This is a genomic window from Halobacillus litoralis (assembly GCF_009856355.1).
Lineage (GTDB): Bacteria > Bacillota > Bacilli > Bacillales > Halobacillaceae > Halobacillus > Halobacillus litoralis_B.
Map to the genome: position 1 here is coordinate 464,641 of NZ_WMEW01000001.1, position 16,068 is coordinate 480,708.

Consider the following 16,068-nt stretch of genomic DNA (forward strand, 5'->3'; position numbering starts at 1 on the left):
CGCCGGTTTTCCCGGCAGGCTTCCTTCCCCTTACGAAACGCCTAAAGCGTCCTTTAATTCCTGTGCGGTATTCTCCCACAGTTCCGGCTTAAATTCACGAAGATATTCACCGAGGATTTTTCTGCTTTTTTCGTCCACATGTTCGACGACGAAACGTCCTTTTAACGATTTGTCCATATGATTCACGTGCTGCGGCATCAGCTTATACCCACGCTTAATCGAACGGTCGACAACGATTTCACTGGCGGCCACTCCGTAGTAGCATGGATTTCCTCCACGGTAATCCACGGTCACCCAGGCGATCCAGTATTGAAGACCATTAGCGACCATGTCCCGATCTGTAATGAATTTGATCCGCTTCTCCACTTTACTGCGGGCATGAAGGGCACCCATATCCACATAGGCTTCTTCTTCATTCGGATCGACGATAACGGGGGTCATATTTTCAAGACTGATGGAACCAACCCCATAGCCGCCGTGGCCGTCTGTGGCATCGTCTTTAATGATTGTAAATTGGTTTTTCTTCTTATCACTGCTGTCACTATCTTTCTTAAACTGGTCAAATTCTTTCATGATCCAGTGAACCTCCTTTACAAGCACGCACGTTTTGATTTTATTTTAACATAGAACCACCGGGTGGGTGGAAGGAAAGGGCAGCGGCCCCTCTTCCTTGTTGGTCAAACGTTTGTTCAATGTCCCTTATCCCTCTTACCTTCAAAATCCGTGCCTCTATAGAAAAAAGGTGTACCAGCGTACACCTTCCGTTCCTCTTAATGAATCCCGCGGATCGTTTCAATGAAGGTCCAGCCCTCTTCTATGTCTTCATCGGAATAATTCTGGGCACTTTTGACTGTAAACACTTTCTCAGCCACCTCTTCTTTGGGCAGATCCTCAAAGAAAAGCATGGTTGAAACAAGTTCTAAAAACCTGGAGCTCCGTTCATTCATCATATCGATATGCTCATTCAGAGGCGGCAGATCCATTTCATAGTGTTTAAGGAAATCACGGCCGCTGTCTGTCAGCTGATAGCGGTATTGGTAATAATTCTTCTTTTCTTCTTTCGTTTCCGTAACGAAACCGAGGTTGCACATTTCCTCCACCCTGAGCGTCAGTTCCTCTGAATAGGGGCCGTAAAAGTGGAATTGGTACCGCTCCTCAAATGGGATTTCACACTTTTTCAAGATATAGATCATCTTCTGCAGTTTCTTCCTTCCGACGATCTCTTCCGTGCTTGAAAAAAACTGCATCAACTTCGCATGATTCTCCAACATGGAGGTTCACTCCTTATCCAAACAATATTTCCATAATCCGTTTCTTCGTTTTACTTCGATTGGACATTTCCTCCAGACGGTCAAGAGGAATATACAGCTTATGATCGGTCCGCTTCTTCCCGGAAATCGATTCAACGATATCTGAAAGCCTGGACAGCTCCTTCAGTTCACCGCTCGGCTGGAGCAGGTGAATCGGAAGACGCTCTCCTTCTTCACCGGGACGGTAGAAATCATAAGGCAGGTCGGAACTGGAATCCACGACAAGATAATAATCCGGGTTCAATCCCGCTTTGGTGAACAGCTTATACAGCTCCATCCATTCATTCATCTGAGCATTCGGGTTGAATTCGATGTATTTGAACAGCCGGCGGTTGACGAACCGCTGGCAGAGATCACTCAATACATCATCCTCTTCTTCCATCCACATCTGGAAATAATAAAGCACAACAGCTTCATCTAATGCTAAATACTCTTTCAAGCTCGGTTTTCCTTCAAAAAAGGAAAGAAAATGGACCGGTTCCAGCTTGAATGTATAGCCATCTTCATACAGCTCTTTCGCCCGGTGCAGGATCTTCGTCAAAATCACTTCAGCACTCCGGGTAACCGGGTGGAAATAAACCTGCCAGTACATCTGGTACCGGCTCATAATGTAGTCTTCCACCGCATGCATGCCGCTTTCCTTTACAACGACCTGATCTTCCATTGGACGCATGACCCGTAGAATCCGCTCCATATCGAAATGACCATAGCTGACCCCCGTGAAATAAGCGTCACGCTGCAGATAGTCCATCCGGTCGGCGTCAATCTGACTGGAGATCAAGCTGACCACCAGTTTATTTTCGTACGTTTTGTTGATCACATCGGCGACCTTTTTCGGGAATCCTTTTTCCACACGGCTGAGGACTTGATTGACCTCCGTATCCCCAAGCAGAATCGCCTGGGTGAATTCCTCATGATCCAGTTTGTACACCTTCTCAAAGGAATGGGAAAACGGACCGTGACCGAGGTCGTGCAGAAGAGCCGCACAAAGACAGAGCAGCCTCTCCTCCTGGTTCCAATGCGGCCGGTCCTTGAAATTTTCAATGATCCTCCGCACAATTTCATAAACACCGAGCGAATGATTGAAGCGGCTGTGTTCCGCTCCGTGGAACGTCAAATAGGAAGTTCCGAGCTGCTTCACACGACGCAGACGCTGAAACTCCGACGTTCCGACCAAATCCCATATCACCCGTTCCCGCACATGGACATAACGGTGAACCGGGTCTTTAAAAACCTTTTCTTCACTTAGTTTCTCATCACGATAAGCCATCCGCTTGTCCTTTCCTGACGACATTTTTAACTATTATATACCTTTATAACCGACAAAAAAACGTCTTGACAGACAAAAAATGACAGGGGCGCGTCCCCTTCCCTGTCCTCATCCTCTTTTTTGACTGGCGACTTTTTTAACCCATCGGAGATTTTACATTGGTTCACTTATTCATGCAACAACCGATATTTGCTATAATAGATGGTGCTGTATGTAAAGGAGTTCGAATGTGCATGAGTACAATCCATACGTTATTAAAAACCAATACCTACCGCTTCATCGACCAAAGCAGCCTGGGGCCTTCATTCTCAGCGCTTCAGTCGTTCGCCATGGACGACACCCTGTCCATTTCGGTCGGAGAGGGAATCAGTCCGACGACGGCCCGCTTATGGGTCCATCATAATACCGTCGTCCTCGGTATTCCTGATGCCCGGCTGCCTTACATTGATGAAGCCATCGAATATTTAAAAACCAACGGCTATCAGGTCGTTGTCCGGAATTCCGGCGGCCTTGCCGTCGTGTTGGATGAAGGTGTCATGAACCTCTCCTTCATTTTCCCAGACTCAAAGGAAGTAAACATCCATGAAGGCTACGATGCGATGGTTTCATTCATCCACTACCTGTTCCAGGACGTGACCGGCGACATTGAAGCTTATGAGATTACCCGGTCCTATTGTCCGGGCACCTATGATCTCAGCATCGACGGGAAGAAGTTTGCCGGCATTTCCCAGCGGCGTGTGAAAAACGGATCAGCTGTCCAGATCTACCTGGACGTCACCGGGAGTGGAGCGGAACGAGCGGCTCTGCTGAAACACTTTTATGAAATCGGGAAAAAGAATGAAGAGACCCGGTTCACGTATCCGGATATTGAACCGTCCGTCATGGCTTCCCTCAATGAGCTGCTGGACACCCCTCTTACCGTAGCGGATGTCCGGGACCGAATCCTGACCAAGCTGTATGAGCTTTCCGGACATATCGTAACCGACCCGTTGAACGACACGGAAATCGAATGGTTCCAGAAACGGTTTGACCAGATCGTCAAACGCAATGAAAAAGCGCTCGACCACCTCCGTTGAGGTTGTCGGGCGCTTTTATCATTATTTCAGGCGGACCAGTTCAGGCTTTTGACTTTCTTCTTCCCGTGTCGTACATAAGGAATCCCAGTCATAGGAAGCGCCGTCCCTCATCGTAACCATACGATCAGCAAGGGCCCGGGAATCCTCCCTGTCATGCGTCACAAAGATGCAGGTGGTACCCGTTTTTTTAAGAATGGCTTTCAGCTCATTTCTGATTTTCACCTGAAGGTCTGCATCAAGATTACTGAATGGTTCATCTAACAACAACAGCTCCGGTGCCGGTGCCAGTGAGCGGGCCAGCGCAATCCTCTGCTGCTGTCCCCCGCTCAGTTCATGTGGGTACCTTTTGGAAAAGTCCCCCATGTTTACAAGTTCCAGCACTTCCTGCACTCTTCGGCTGCGATCCTTCCGCTTCCACGCCTTCAACCCGAATTTCACATTTTCATACACCGTCATATGTGGAAAAAGCGCATAGTCCTGAAAGACAATCCCGATGCCTCTTTTTTCAGGAGCGACAAACGTCCGCTCATCTGTCATCGTGCGGCCTGCGATATGAATGGTCCCTTTCTCCGGGATTTCCAAACCGCACAGGAGGCGGAGCACGGTACTCTTTCCACTTCCGCTCTCTCCAAGGATCGAAATGATTTCCCCCTGTTCAATCTCCAGGTTAAAATCACGGACGGTTCGTTCTTTGGCGTTGGTATATCCAAAACAGAGATCTTTGATTTCAACATACATATCAATTCGACTCCTTTTCTAATACCTGATGAAAAATAAAGACAGCTGCTGCACTGATGACGACAATGATAAGGGAGGAAAGCGCCGCTTCATGGATCTGCTCATCACCGGCATATTTGAATGCGTTGGTCGAAAGCGTTCCGAAATTAAACGGACGCAGAATCAACGTCAGCGGGAGCTCTTTAATGATTTCAATAAAAGCAAGCAGAAACCCGCTGATCAGCGGTGCCCGCAGCATTCTTACGTCCACTTTGAAAAAGGTCTTCGTCATATTCATCCCCAGCATCCGTGAGGCTTCTGTATATTTGTTTCCGATTTTATCAAATCCCGATTCAACGGAATTGTAGCCAATAGCCAGAAAACGAATGATATAGGAAGATATCAGGATTACTAAACTGGTGCTCAAAAACAGCCGGCTTTCCATCCCTGTGGATTCATAAAAACGGGAGAGGCCACTGTCCAGTTCAATAAAGACCGTGCTGATACCGACAGCAATGACGGCTCCAGGAATGGAATAGCCGAGAATCGTCACTTTGGCTGCAGACTTCGACAGCCGGCTCTGATGGGTCCGGGCAAAGTTACCGATAATCACGGCAAAGAGAACAATCAACAGCGCTCCAGCCAGGGATACGAACAGAGAATTCCAGATCAACGTCAAAAATTCAGGGGAGGCTACTTTTTCAAAGGTTAAAAACATCCAGTCCACAAGCTGAATCAACGGGATGAGAAACCCGAGCATAAAGATGATCAGACAATAACTGAAGACCGCCCACCCACGCCCTCTGCTTAATTGAACAGCGCGCAGCGGCCGGGCTTTGGCCGTCGTAGACGCGTATTTCTTCCTGCCGCGCAGCAATTTCTCCAGTATCAAAATAGAAAAGACGATAAACATCAGGGTCGCTGATAATTTAATGGCTGAATTCAAGTCATTCATGCCGAACCATGTTTGGAATATGGCGGTACTGAACGTGGGAACACCAAAGTACTGCACCACCCCGTAATCATTCAAAACCTCGAGGAGAACAAGGCTGACACCCCCGACGACAGCTCCGCGGGAAATCGGCAGAACCACCCGGAAAAACACTTCCAGCGGTGACCCGCCAAGCAGCCGGGCATTTTCAATTAAAGATGCAGATTGATTAGCGAGAAAAGCTCTTGTAATCGTATACACGTATGGATATAGAAAAAGAGTGAAAATAAAAACAGCACCCGGAAGATTCAGAATATCGAAGTATTTCTGGTCCACTTCGATCCCCCACGTATTCCGCAATGTCGTCTGGATCACTCCTGTGTAATTCAAAATCCCATTGTACGTGTATCCAGCAATGTAGGGCGGGATCGCGAGCGGTAAGATAAGCGCCCACTTAAAAAACCTCTTCATGGGAAAATCATAAGCAGAGATCAACCATGCCAGGCTGGTGCCTATGATAATGGTTAAAAGGCCTGTGAAAACGATAAGCAGGGATGTGTTTTTCAATAGATCCGGAAGTATATACTCGGTGATATGATCCCAGTTTTCTGCTTTATTTGTAAAGAAGTTAAATAGAATCGTCACGTTGGGAACGAGAATTAAGATGACAATGATTAAACTGAGTATTGACCAGCTATTTCTGTAAGCAGGCAGTCTGCGAAGTACATTCAAAGAGGACACGTCCTTTTCCACCAGTCCCTCAGCCTTGAATGAAAAAAGCCTGAAGACTTGCTTCATTCAAGGTTGAGTCCATAATAATGATAACAGTTCTCAACTATATTGTATAGAAAAAACCGCATCATGACGGGCATGATGCGGTTCGAACTTATTTCCAGCCCACTTCATTCATAATCTGAATGGCACGGTCGTTGTTTTCTCCAAGTTCATTAAGGGAGATGTCCTGCTCTTTGAACTCGCCCCAGCTTTGAAGCAGTTCAGAAGCTTCGACATCCGGGTTTACCGGATACTCGTAATTGGCTTCAGCAAATTGCTTCTGAGCTTCCTCACCAGAAAGGAATTCAATGAATTTCTGAGCGTTCTCAGTATTCTGGCTGCTCGCTGTCACACCAATACCGCTGATATTCACGTGAGTTCCTGTGGAATCCTGGTTCGGGAAGATAATGCCCAGCTGTTCCGCCACTTTCACTTCTTCCTCATCTTCAGAGTTCAGCATTTTTCCGAGGTAGTACGTGTTCATCACTGCCACATCCCCTTCACCGGCAGCGACAGCTTTCGCCTGGTCACGATCTCCTCCCTGAGGATCACGAGCCATGTTATCCACGATTCCCTGTGCCCATTCCTTGGCAGCATCTTCACCATCTGTGGCAATCATAGAAGCAACAAGAGACTGGTTATAAATGTTGGAGGACGAACGAATCAAGACTTTGTCCTGGAACTCCTCGTTTGTTAAATCCATATACGTTTGAAGGTTTTCTTCATCCACACGCTCTTTGTGATACGCAATAACACGTGCACGTTTTGTCAGACCAAACCAGTTGTTATCCGGATCACGGAATTTCTCCGGGATGTTTTCATTCAACGTGTCACTTTCCAAAGACTGCAGCAGATCCTGAGACTTTGCACGGTGCAGACGACCAGCATCAGCTGTGATTAGAAGATCGGCTTCAGAAGCCTCTCCTTCACGGTCAAGGCGGGCTATCAATTCGTCATCATCGCCTTCAATGACATTGACCTCGATCCCAGTTTCTTCTGTAAACGTATCATAGAGCTCCTGATCTGTATCATAATGACGGCCGGTATACAGATTGACTTCGCCACCTGTTTCTTCAGAAGCGTTTTCTTCATTCGTTTCTTCTGTGTCTGCTGCTTCCTGATCAGAAGAAGTGTCTTCCTCCTGTCCGTCCCCTCCGCATGCAGCCAGTACGAATACGGATAGTAGAAGTGTTAAACCTAAGATCAACCATTTGTTCCTCATCATTTCCACCCCTGTATGTAAATTTTAAATGATAATGATTTTCATTCCTGCTATTATTTTAATGCAATCCAGGATAAAGTCAAGCGTTTTCACAAGATACTTCCCACCTATTAGAAATCGTTCCCAAACTCCCTCACGACAAGAGATAAAAAAAAGCCGACGAGAAGGTTCTCGTCAGCTTTTCTTGAATTATAGAGATTGAGCTGCTGTAATGATGGCCAGCTTGTACACATCATCTGCACTGCAGCCGCGGGAAAGATCGTTGACCGGCTGGTTCAGACCTTGAAGAACCGGACCTACCGCATCAAAACCGCCAAGACGCTGGGCAATTTTGTACCCGATGTTACCTGCTTCGAGACTAGGGAATACGAATGTATTCGCTTCGCCTTTCAGCGGGGAATCCGGCGCTTTTTTCTCAGCTACAGATGGAACGAAAGCAGCGTCGAACTGGAATTCACCGTCGATGACAAGATCAGGGTTCTGTTCTTTGGCAATTGTCAGTGCTTCAGCTACTTTTTCCGTTTCCGGAGATTTCGCAGAACCTTTCGTGGAGAAGCTGAGCATCGCTACTTTTGGATCCACATCGAACAAGGCAGCCGTTTCCGCACTCGCCAGTGCGATTTCTGCAAGGTCCTGGCTGTCCGGGCTGATATTGATGGCACAGTCAGCAAACACATATTTCTCGTCTTCACGGACCATGACGAAGACACCGGAGGTTTTCTTAATACCCGGCTTCGTTTTGATGATTTGAAGAGCTGGGCGTACCGTATCCGCTGTTGAATGAGCCGCGCCGCTCACAAGACCATCCGCTTTGCCCATATAAACAAGCATTGTACCAAAGTAGTTTTCGTCCTGAAGGATTTCACGGGCTTTATCTTCTGTCGCCTTGCCTTTACGGCGTTCGACAAAGCTTGCTACCATGTCATCATATTCAGGATAGTCCGCCGGATTCAACACTTCAGCGCCGGAAATGTCCACACCCAGATCTTTTGCTTTCTGTTCTACTTTTTCTTTATCTCCGACTAGTACAGGTGTCACCATACCATCCGCAGTTAATTGGCCGGCAGCTGTCAGAATACGCTCGTCCATCGCTTCCGGAAGTACGATTTTCGTACCTTTTCCATCAATTTTTGCTTTCATAGTATCAAATAGGTTACTCATGCTTAACCCTCCAATTTTCATTTCTGTTATATATGATAAAGTCTTTCGTGTATAAATGAAAGGAATTCCCTTCAAATTTTCTCCTTCCATACGGTTCTATCCCGTTTATCTGTACCCGGAAACGCCATCTATCATTCCTTCATTTAATTGTCACAGGATATGAGTGCCCTTCGTAATGCCGAAGGGTCAAAATATGTTATATTGGGAATGTGAAAACTTTAACTAATGACTTGCTATAAAAAGGAGCGAATGATCCTATGCCAGAAGCAGTAGTAACGATGGATGGATGGTATTGTCTTCATGATTTCCGCACATTGGACTGGACAGCCTGGAAGTACGCCTCCGAGGAGGAGCGTGGACAGGCCGTCTCAGAGTTCCGTGAGTTGATCGGACAATGGGAGGAAACAGAGGAAAATAAGGAAGGCAGCCATGCCCTCTACACAATCGTCGGTCAGAAAGCTGATTTCATGATGATGATTCTCCGCCCGACGATGGAAGAATTAAACGAAATTGAAACAGCCTTCAATAAAACGAAGCTGGCTGAGTTCACCACTCCAGCCTATTCCTACGTTTCTGTTGTCGAGCTCTCCAACTATATGGGAGGCGCCAATGAAGAGGACCCTGAAATCCAGGCCCGCCTTCGTCCGAAGCTTCCGAAGTGGAACCACATCTGCTTCTATCCTATGGATAAGCGCAGACAAGGAAACGACAACTGGTACGTTCTTGAAAAGGATGAGCGCGCCAAGCTCATGTATGCCCACGGTATGACCGGCAGACAGTATGCCGGCAAGATCCGTCAGATCATCACCGGATCCATCGGTTTTGATGACTGGGAGTGGGGCGTCACCTTGTTCGCTCACGATGTCCTTCAATTCAAGAAACTCGTGTATGAAATGAGGTTCGATGAAGTCACATCGCGCTACGGCGATTTCGGCTCTTTCTATATCGGAAACATTTTGAAGCCTGATGCTGTAGACCAATTCCTTCAAATCTAATGCATACGAAACTGTCCGGGTATTCCCGGACAGTTTTTTTATTTCTTTTGAGGTCCTCCTTATTTTACCTGTGTTTTATGAAGAGGATGCGGCGGATTTGTTAAGGTTTGATTTAGGCAGCGCCCGTTTATTTTTTTCATATCCCGGGAGGGTCCGTACATATAGTGATAAGGAGCATGCAAGCATGCCTTTCGTAAAGCGAGGTGACAGCGTGGCTGTTATTCCTTCTACTGAAGCTGACGTGAAGTTACTGGCGAGGCTGATGCGGGCAGAAGCTGAAGGTGATGGAGAACTGGGAATGCTGATGGTTGGGAACACGGGCGTAAACCGCGTGCGCGGAGACTGTATTGATTTCACTGATATCAACACCATCCGTGATATGGTCTATCAAAGCCCGGGAGGATTTGAAGCTACCCAGAAGGGCTACTTTTACCAGCGGGCAAGAGAAAAGGATATCCGTCTGGCAAGAAAAACGATCAAAGGGACGCGCTACCACCCGGCCTCCAACTCCCTCTGGTTTTTCAAGCCTTCAGGTGACTGCCCTGAACAATGGTTCGGACAGTGGAATACAGGGCGCTATAAATCGCACTGCTTCTACTCTCCGACCCGGTCCGACTGTCCAAGTGTGTATTAAATTCCTTTAAGGAGTGATTCAATTGGCACAAAAACCACAATCCGGAGGCCAGGGACAGCCGATGTACGGGCAGATGTCCTCCCCCTATTATGGTCAGAACCCTTATATGCACCAATATCCAAGTGCCCCTTTTCCCAACCAGGGGATGCCTCAGGGTCAGCAGGGAGGCAGCCTCCAGGTTCCACCTATGCAGCAGGGCAGTTTCAAAGGAGGGGTGAACCCGCCGAACATGCTCCCTTCTGAGGAATCCTACATTGAAAATATTCTCAGGCTCAATGCCGGAAAACCAGCCACTGTATACATGACCTTTGAAAATAACGATCAATGGAATGCGAAAATTTTCAAAGGCGTTATTGAAGCGGCTGGAAGGGATCATATCATTTTAAGCGATCCACAGACAGGGAAGCGCTACCTCCTATTGATGGTCTACCTCGATTACATTACATTCGATGAAGAAATCAACTATAACTACCCATTCGGATCAGGATCCAGTCAGGGCATGGCCAACTACCAGTCCCGCCCTTAAGCTTGAACTCGCTATTTCGATAGCGGGTTTTTCACTATGAAAGGAAAAGGTGAACGGATGAGACCTCCTTATGAGAATTACCAGCGGGCCTTGCTGGGAACCCTCCTTCTTGCGGTCGTCCTGGCGGTCCTGGCCTTATTTCAGCTGGAACATCAATGGCTCGTTCTTCTTTTATTCTATGTCCTGACCGCCGGCTTTGTTTTAGAGGGGCTCGTAGCCATGAAAAAGCAGCTGCAGATCGACATGATCATTCAGCTGCTGCGGGCCTTTATCATTTTTGTATTTGCAACCATTCTTTATTTCTGACGATTACAGATGCTTGATGATGGCATATCCAAGCAGAATCCATCCGATTAAGAATGACAAACCGCCCAGAGGTGTGATCATGGCAAATGTCTTGATTTCCGTAACGGCATAGATGTAGAGGCTGCCGGAAAACAAGACGATACCAATCAGGAAAAACCAGCCGGCGCCGGTCATCATTCCGGCCTGGATTCTGCCCATCAACAAGGCCGTTCCAAACAACGCCATCGTATGGAACATTTGATAATCCACGGCTTTCCCCCACTGGTCCAGGCCTTTTTCAGAAACTTTCCCTTCCAGACCATGGGCTCCAAAGGCTCCAAGGGCTACAGACAAAAAACCATTGATAACTGCGGCGATCAGTAAAAATTTCATATCGATCCTTCCTTCCTAGAAATCAAATATAGACGGCCCGTTGGCCTCTTCGTGATCCACTGTATCCGGCTGGGACTGTTTCGCCGGCGCTTTATCCGCCCCCATCATTTTCCGGATTTCCTCTGCGGTTGGTTCATTGACCGAAGGCTCCGGGCGCCCTCCCTGGGCATCTTCCTCCAGCAGAAGCTCAGCCAGAAGCTTCACAGAACGGACATGCTCTCTCACTCTCTGTTCGTTTCCATGCTGAAGCATCGCTTCCTGTATTTCATTGGCCATCCTTTTTAAAACGCTGTGATTGGTTACTGCCATTTTATAAACTCCTTTGCTCCTGTAAAAATGGGACTCTGTCGTAGTTTAACACGTCTCTTCCCCTCGTGTCCCATCCCCTTTCCATTGTTCAAACAAAGTTCCAAAACAATCTTTAAAAACCGCTCTTACTAAAATACATGAAGTGGAATCCCCTCTTTCTCAAAACCCTCACCCTCTCCTATCCCAGCAGGGACAAAACCGGATAAAAAAACTCCATCTGGGGCGGAGTTGTAAGCTGGTGGGAAAATCTCTACACTCTTTTAAGGGAGACTCTGCTTGGATCTAAGTCCTTCTGAAGAAAAAGATATTCATAAAAAGCCAGCAATAAGAGAGAGACGAGATTAGTCCAAATGACTGGATGAGATAGGTCTTCCACATATAAAACGGTATATAAAAAAGGGGCTGACTTTTGTTTAACAAAAGTCAGCCCTTTTTATCTGCTCATAACTTAGTTCGGTAACGTGGAGCGTTCGGTGGTGACGCCTGCGGGAACAGCGCGAGCCGAAGATCCACTTGGTCAAGTGCTCTTCTTGACCAAGTTAGCTGAGGCCGTGCCCGCGGCAAGCATCCACCGACAAGCGGAACGCGACCGGAAACATAAGATAGGACCAGTTCCTGGTCAGGTTTATCAAATAACCCCTAATTTGTTTAGGAAAATCAGGATGATCATGACCGGTGCGACGAACTTCACAAGGTAATACCAGACTTGTCCGATACCGGATCCCGTGAAATCTGTAGCTTCCAGGGCTTCCGATTTAGAGAAATACCACCCGATCAACAGCGCCATGGAAAGACCGCCCAGCGGCAGAAGAATGTTGGATGCAATGTAATCCATGGAATCCAGAATGTTCAAATCGCCGATCGGTGTGACACCTGACCAGATTCCGAAACCGAGAGAAACCCCGATTCCCATAACAAACATGATCGCTCCCATGACAACACTCGTGGCAAACCGAGTCCAGCCCAGAATTCTCATAAAGTAGGCTGTCGGCACTTCCAGTATGGAAACAGAAGAAGACAAGGAAGCAAGAATCAGGGCGAAGAAGAAGACAAGCCCTACGATTCCACCCATCGGCATCTGCTCAAAGATGCTTGGCAGTGTAATGAATACAAGCGGCGGCCCTGAGCTCGAATCGATACCGAAGGCAAAAACAGCTGGAAAAATGACGAGGCCGGATATAACTGCAAAGAAGGTATCCATAATCCCGATCCCAAGAGCGGCACTTGGCAGTTTGTTTTCTTTCCTCAAATAGCTTCCGTACGTGAGCATAGCTCCCATCCCCAGGCTCAATGAGAAAAACGCCTGCCCGAGGGCAGCGATGTAAATGGACGGATCACTTAAAGCAGTCCAATCCGGCTGAAACAGGAACTTCACCCCTTCTGATGCACCGTCCAGGGATAAGCTGAAAAATGCCAATCCAATCAAGATGAGGGCAAGCAGCGGCATAAAGATTTTGTTGGCTGCTTCAATCCCCTTTTTCACCCCACTCAACACGATGATGATGGTGAGGATCATAAACAGGGCTGTCCAGGCAATTGGATGCCACGAATGACTGATAAACTGACCGAATGCCCCTTCGTAGCCGACTTCCGGTGACGAAAAGTAAGACCCATTTAAATAATTCCAGAAATAAAAGATCGCCCAGCCGGCTACCACGGCGTAAAAACTCAAGATTAAGAAGGAACTGGCGATACCAAAAAACCCGGTTAAATACCACGGTGTGTTTGGTGCCAGCTTCTTGAAGGAACCGACAACATCACTCTCTGCTTTTCGACCAATACTCACTTCAGCAAGAAGCAGCGGGACCCCCAGTAAAATGACGAAGGTCAGGTACAACAGCAGAAAGGCTCCTCCACCACTGTTTCCTGCTACAAAGGAGAACCTCCAAATATTCCCCAGGCCAACAGCGGAACCCATGGCTGCCAGCATAAAACCAAGCTTCGTCCCCCACTTTTCTCTTACCATTCTTCCTCAACTCCTCTCCAACTCTTTCTATGATGTTCTGATAAATATTCATCATAATATCATAGATTTGGGAAAAGTTGATATAAAATCAGAAATTTCATATAATTTACAGCCTGTAGTCTATTTTCGACTGCTTCTTTTGTACAGGAGACGTGTTTTCCCGATGCTTTTCCTCAAATTTCATACAGGGGGTGCCTGAGGAATGCTGCACCACCTGAGAGGGCATCTCCTTCGATTTGAAATCGTAAGCGCTGCAGGCTCTCGGAAAAGCAGGGTTCCATGTCGTCCGAAAATGCCGGCAGCGAAAACAATTGATCTTCTTCAAAGAATTCCTTCCTTTCAACTGATGTGGTAAAAGCATAGCATATCCACTGGACCCGGCCATAAACAAAGCAGCCCCGCTTCACTCTCATGAAGCAGGGCTGTCATTTTAGTATCCGCGTTCGTTTTCAAGACGCTGAATCCGCGCTTCCAGTTTTTCATAGTCCTCACGGGAAACGAATCCAAGTTCATTCATTTGATCCTGGAATTTTGCCTTCATCTGTTCATTCCACTCCTGATCCTTCGACTGACCTTTGGCCATCCATGCCTGCATCCGCTCATTCACCACGCTCTTCGCCTGCGAAGGGCTGATTTCCCCCCGCCTGACCATATCATTCACGAGCTTTTCGAATTTTTCTTTTCCACTGACAGCGGCTCCTAGCCCTAAATGAAAACCTTTTTTCAGCAAGTCATTCATTTTCTATTCCTCCTATTATGATTGAGCTTCCGCAGCATGTTCACATGATTGATGGAACTGATCATAAACCCGGCGGCACCTGACCCGAAGATGATGCCGCCAATCCACCAGCCCGGCAGTACTTCCGTGATGCCTGTATAAAAGAAAGCAGCGCCTCCAATCATCATGAGGATGAAGGAAAGCAGAGTCATAAATAGATAATACTGATGGAACAACTGATTCTTCTGCTGGGTCGTCTTCCATTCCCTCTCTTTATCCCCATCCTCCAAATATTCAACAAGGGCACGAGGAAGAGAGAGAAGCGGCCTCGCCGTCTCTTTTAACACATCTGTGTAAAGGGACGAGGTGGAATCCTTTCCGGATACCCATTCCTTAATGACCGGACGTCCCCAGGCGATCAAATCCACTTGAGGATAAACGGTGCTCAGCACTCCTACAACGATGGATGCCGCACGTCCAAGAAAAGCATAGTCGGCAGGCAGCTGGATCGGCTGTTCTTTGACAAACTGCTGCAGATCTTCCAGCATGTCATTCATCATATGTGCGTCCAGCTTGTCAAAGTTCCCTTCCAGGTACATGTCCGTTGTCTGTTTCAACAGCTTTTTCACTTTTTCAGTATCTGCTTCCGGCAGGAGAAAGTCCATGTCCTGTAACGCTTCAATCACCCGGTCATAGTCATCAAGAATGAAACCCTGAATCATTTTGCGGATGGAATCCGCATCCTCTTTCTTGATTTCCCCCACCATACCGAAGTCCAGGACGACGACGGTGCCGTCCTCTTTAATCATTAAGTTCCCCGGGTGGGGATCAGAGTGGAACATTCCGGCATATAGAAATTGTTCGATACACAGTTCAAACAACGTATAAGCAATACGGCTCCGGTCGATTCCATGCCTGTCCATGAAAGATACATCTGTAATTTTATGCCCTTCCACCCACTCCATGACGAGCACACGCTTCGTCGAAAGATCTTCATAATAGTGGGGCACATATACATCCTCGAAATCACGGAAACGTTTTTGAAAGGCACGGCCGTTCTGAAGCTCCATCGTGAAGTCGAGCTCATTGCTGATGACACGGACAACTTCCGTATAAAGGGCCTGGAGATCCGCTTTTTTTCCATAAACGGTCAGCCGGTCAACTAGCCAGAAGACGATCTTCAACGCCTTGAAATCCATCCGGAACGTATCACGGACTCTGTAGCGCTGTACCTTGACCGCCACCGGTGTCCCGTCCTTCAGACGGGCTTTGTATACTTCTCCAATGGATGCGGAGGCGACTGCTTTTTCATCCATAGATGCAAGGCAGTCTTCCAACGGGGCATTCCAGTCTTCCTCGATCGTTTTTTTGGAATAGGAAAACGGGACAGGCTTCACGCGGTCGACAAGTCCCTCCAATTCTTTAATAAAGGAGGGTGGAAGGAGATCGCCACGGGAGCTGAGGAACTGGCCGAATTTAATAAGCAGCCCGCCGAGGGCCACTGCTTTCTGCCTGTACTCTTCCGCCATATCCGCCAGCATCATTTCCCATTTCCTTTTCGTCTGCTCATCCCAGATCCGGTGTCTTTTTTCGAACCAGAAAATACGGAGCAGAAAACGGACGGACATCCAGACGATGACCGTGATCCGGTAAATGGCTATGTATTTCAACCGTTGCTGCACAGCACCCGCCTCCTTTCTATGCTTCTGTACCTTACCTTTCCCCGCAAACCCGGCGGTCAATCCTGCCATTCGACAATCCCGGCGCATAAAAGCCCCTGT

At 47.5% G+C, this 16,068-nt stretch carries 17 protein-coding genes; 5 read left to right on the plus strand and 12 right to left on the minus strand.

The genetic code is table 11. The features are described 5' to 3' along the window. Positions 1 to 30 precede the first annotated feature (30 nt). The 3 genes from GLV97_RS02155 to GLV97_RS02165 form a co-directional block, all read right to left on the minus strand. Positions 31 to 573, minus strand: a complete 543-nt coding sequence (locus GLV97_RS02155) for a YwhD family protein (protein ID WP_160888881.1) — start codon at positions 571 to 573, stop codon at positions 31 to 33. Between the two features lie 197 nt (positions 574 to 770). Next, on the minus strand, positions 771 to 1,271 hold the full coding sequence (locus GLV97_RS02160) for a YwgA family protein (RefSeq protein WP_160888882.1): 501 nt from the start codon (positions 1,269 to 1,271) through the stop codon (positions 771 to 773). 13 nt (positions 1,272 to 1,284) lie between these two features. Beyond that, positions 1,285 to 2,580 carry an HD domain-containing protein gene (locus tag GLV97_RS02165; RefSeq protein WP_160888883.1) on the minus strand — a complete coding sequence of 432 codons (1,296 nt, stop codon included), beginning with the start codon at positions 2,578 to 2,580 and terminating at the stop codon, positions 1,285 to 1,287. 233 nt (positions 2,581 to 2,813) lie between these two features. Between GLV97_RS02165 and GLV97_RS02170 the strand changes: the two genes are divergently transcribed. Continuing rightward, positions 2,814 to 3,656 (plus strand): lipoate--protein ligase family protein, encoded by an 843-nt coding sequence (locus tag GLV97_RS02170; protein ID WP_160836879.1) that lies wholly within the window; start codon positions 2,814 to 2,816, stop codon positions 3,654 to 3,656. Positions 3,657 to 3,677: 21 nt separating this feature from the next. Here GLV97_RS02170 and GLV97_RS02175 read toward each other — a convergent pair whose 3' ends face one another. From GLV97_RS02175 to pta, 4 genes are all read right to left on the minus strand, one after another. Beyond that, a complete protein-coding gene (locus GLV97_RS02175; RefSeq protein WP_160836881.1) occupies positions 3,678 to 4,394 on the minus strand; it encodes an ABC transporter ATP-binding protein in 717 nt (238 codons plus the stop codon). Position 4,395: 1 nt separating this feature from the next. Beyond that, positions 4,396 to 6,036, minus strand: a complete 1,641-nt coding sequence (locus GLV97_RS02180; protein ID WP_237416853.1) for an ABC transporter permease — start codon at positions 6,034 to 6,036, stop codon at positions 4,396 to 4,398. 154 nt (positions 6,037 to 6,190) lie between these two features. Further along, positions 6,191 to 7,303, minus strand: coding sequence for a Fe(3+) ABC transporter substrate-binding protein (locus GLV97_RS02185; protein WP_160836885.1), 1,113 nt, complete (start codon positions 7,301 to 7,303; stop codon positions 6,191 to 6,193). Between the two features lie 186 nt (positions 7,304 to 7,489). Further along, positions 7,490 to 8,461, minus strand: coding sequence for a phosphate acetyltransferase (pta, locus tag GLV97_RS02190; protein ID WP_160836886.1), 972 nt, complete (start codon positions 8,459 to 8,461; stop codon positions 7,490 to 7,492). Between the two features lie 257 nt (positions 8,462 to 8,718). On the opposite strand from pta, the gene hemQ reads away from it, so the two are divergent. From hemQ to GLV97_RS02210, 4 genes are all read left to right on the plus strand, one after another. Beyond that, the gene (hemQ, locus tag GLV97_RS02195) at positions 8,719 to 9,456 is read left to right on the plus strand and encodes a hydrogen peroxide-dependent heme synthase (protein ID WP_160836888.1); all 738 of its coding nucleotides are present in this window, start codon (positions 8,719 to 8,721) and stop codon (positions 9,454 to 9,456) included. A 211-nt stretch (positions 9,457 to 9,667) separates the two neighbouring features. Beyond that, positions 9,668 to 10,090 carry a cell wall hydrolase gene (locus tag GLV97_RS02200; protein ID WP_027954676.1) on the plus strand — a complete coding sequence of 141 codons (423 nt, stop codon included), beginning with the start codon at positions 9,668 to 9,670 and terminating at the stop codon, positions 10,088 to 10,090. Between the two features lie 61 nt (positions 10,091 to 10,151). Beyond that, a complete protein-coding gene (gerQ, locus tag GLV97_RS02205) occupies positions 10,152 to 10,616 on the plus strand; it encodes a spore coat protein GerQ (protein WP_202409724.1) in 465 nt (154 codons plus the stop codon). Between the two features lie 36 nt (positions 10,617 to 10,652). Then, on the plus strand, positions 10,653 to 10,922 hold the full coding sequence (locus tag GLV97_RS02210) for a hypothetical protein (protein WP_224869221.1): 270 nt from the start codon (positions 10,653 to 10,655) through the stop codon (positions 10,920 to 10,922). A gap of 3 nt (positions 10,923 to 10,925) precedes the next feature. On the opposite strand, the gene GLV97_RS02215 is transcribed toward GLV97_RS02210, so the two are convergent. The 5 genes from GLV97_RS02215 to GLV97_RS02235 form a co-directional block, all read right to left on the minus strand. Beyond that, positions 10,926 to 11,294, minus strand: a complete 369-nt coding sequence (locus GLV97_RS02215) for a DUF423 domain-containing protein (protein ID WP_160840913.1) — start codon at positions 11,292 to 11,294, stop codon at positions 10,926 to 10,928. Positions 11,295 to 11,309: 15 nt separating this feature from the next. Continuing rightward, complete coding sequence (locus GLV97_RS02220) at positions 11,310 to 11,603, minus strand: DUF5327 family protein (protein WP_160836894.1); 294 nt, start codon at positions 11,601 to 11,603, stop codon at positions 11,310 to 11,312. A 628-nt stretch (positions 11,604 to 12,231) separates the two neighbouring features. Then, positions 12,232 to 13,569: a sodium-dependent transporter gene (locus tag GLV97_RS02225; RefSeq protein WP_160888884.1), complete on the minus strand. Its 1,338-nt coding sequence runs from the start codon at positions 13,567 to 13,569 to the stop codon at positions 12,232 to 12,234. A 430-nt stretch (positions 13,570 to 13,999) separates the two neighbouring features. Next, complete coding sequence (locus tag GLV97_RS02230) at positions 14,000 to 14,308, minus strand: phasin family protein (protein WP_160836898.1); 309 nt, start codon at positions 14,306 to 14,308, stop codon at positions 14,000 to 14,002. Then, entirely contained in the window at positions 14,305 to 15,969 is a 1,665-nt protein-coding gene (locus GLV97_RS02235; protein ID WP_337194071.1) for an ABC1 kinase family protein, read from the minus strand. The genes GLV97_RS02230 and GLV97_RS02235 overlap by 4 nt, the downstream gene beginning before the upstream one ends. Between the last annotated feature and the right edge of the window lie 99 nt (positions 15,970 to 16,068).

What these genes read in the sequence shown, in the direction of transcription:
- GLV97_RS02170 (WP_160836879.1), top strand. Translation starts at nt 2,814, where the DNA reads ATGAGTACAATCCATACGTTATTAAAAACCAATACCTACCGCTTCATC.
- hemQ (WP_160836888.1), top strand. Translation starts at nt 8,719, where the DNA reads ATGCCAGAAGCAGTAGTAACGATGGATGGATGGTATTGTCTTCATGAT.
- GLV97_RS02185 (WP_160836885.1), bottom strand. Translation starts at nt 7,303, where the DNA reads ATGATGAGGAACAAATGGTTGATCTTAGGTTTAACACTTCTACTATCC.
- GLV97_RS02165 (WP_160888883.1), bottom strand. Translation starts at nt 2,580, where the DNA reads ATGGCTTATCGTGATGAGAAACTAAGTGAAGAAAAGGTTTTTAAAGAC.
- GLV97_RS02215 (WP_160840913.1), bottom strand. Translation starts at nt 11,294, where the DNA reads ATGAAATTTTTACTGATCGCCGCAGTTATCAATGGTTTTTTGTCTGTA.
- pta (WP_160836886.1), bottom strand. Translation starts at nt 8,461, where the DNA reads ATGAGTAACCTATTTGATACTATGAAAGCAAAAATTGATGGAAAAGGT.
- GLV97_RS02160 (WP_160888882.1), bottom strand. Translation starts at nt 1,271, where the DNA reads ATGTTGGAGAATCATGCGAAGTTGATGCAGTTTTTTTCAAGCACGGAA.
- GLV97_RS02230 (WP_160836898.1), bottom strand. Translation starts at nt 14,308, where the DNA reads ATGAATGACTTGCTGAAAAAAGGTTTTCATTTAGGGCTAGGAGCCGCT.
- GLV97_RS02225 (WP_160888884.1), bottom strand. Translation starts at nt 13,569, where the DNA reads ATGGTAAGAGAAAAGTGGGGGACGAAGCTTGGTTTTATGCTGGCAGCC.
- GLV97_RS02220 (WP_160836894.1), bottom strand. Translation starts at nt 11,603, where the DNA reads ATGGCAGTAACCAATCACAGCGTTTTAAAAAGGATGGCCAATGAAATA.
- GLV97_RS02155 (WP_160888881.1), bottom strand. Translation starts at nt 573, where the DNA reads ATGAAAGAATTTGACCAGTTTAAGAAAGATAGTGACAGCAGTGATAAG.
- gerQ (WP_202409724.1), top strand. Translation starts at nt 10,152, where the DNA reads ATGTACGGGCAGATGTCCTCCCCCTATTATGGTCAGAACCCTTATATG.
- GLV97_RS02210 (WP_224869221.1), top strand. Translation starts at nt 10,653, where the DNA reads ATGAAAGGAAAAGGTGAACGGATGAGACCTCCTTATGAGAATTACCAG.
- GLV97_RS02175 (WP_160836881.1), bottom strand. Translation starts at nt 4,394, where the DNA reads ATGTATGTTGAAATCAAAGATCTCTGTTTTGGATATACCAACGCCAAA.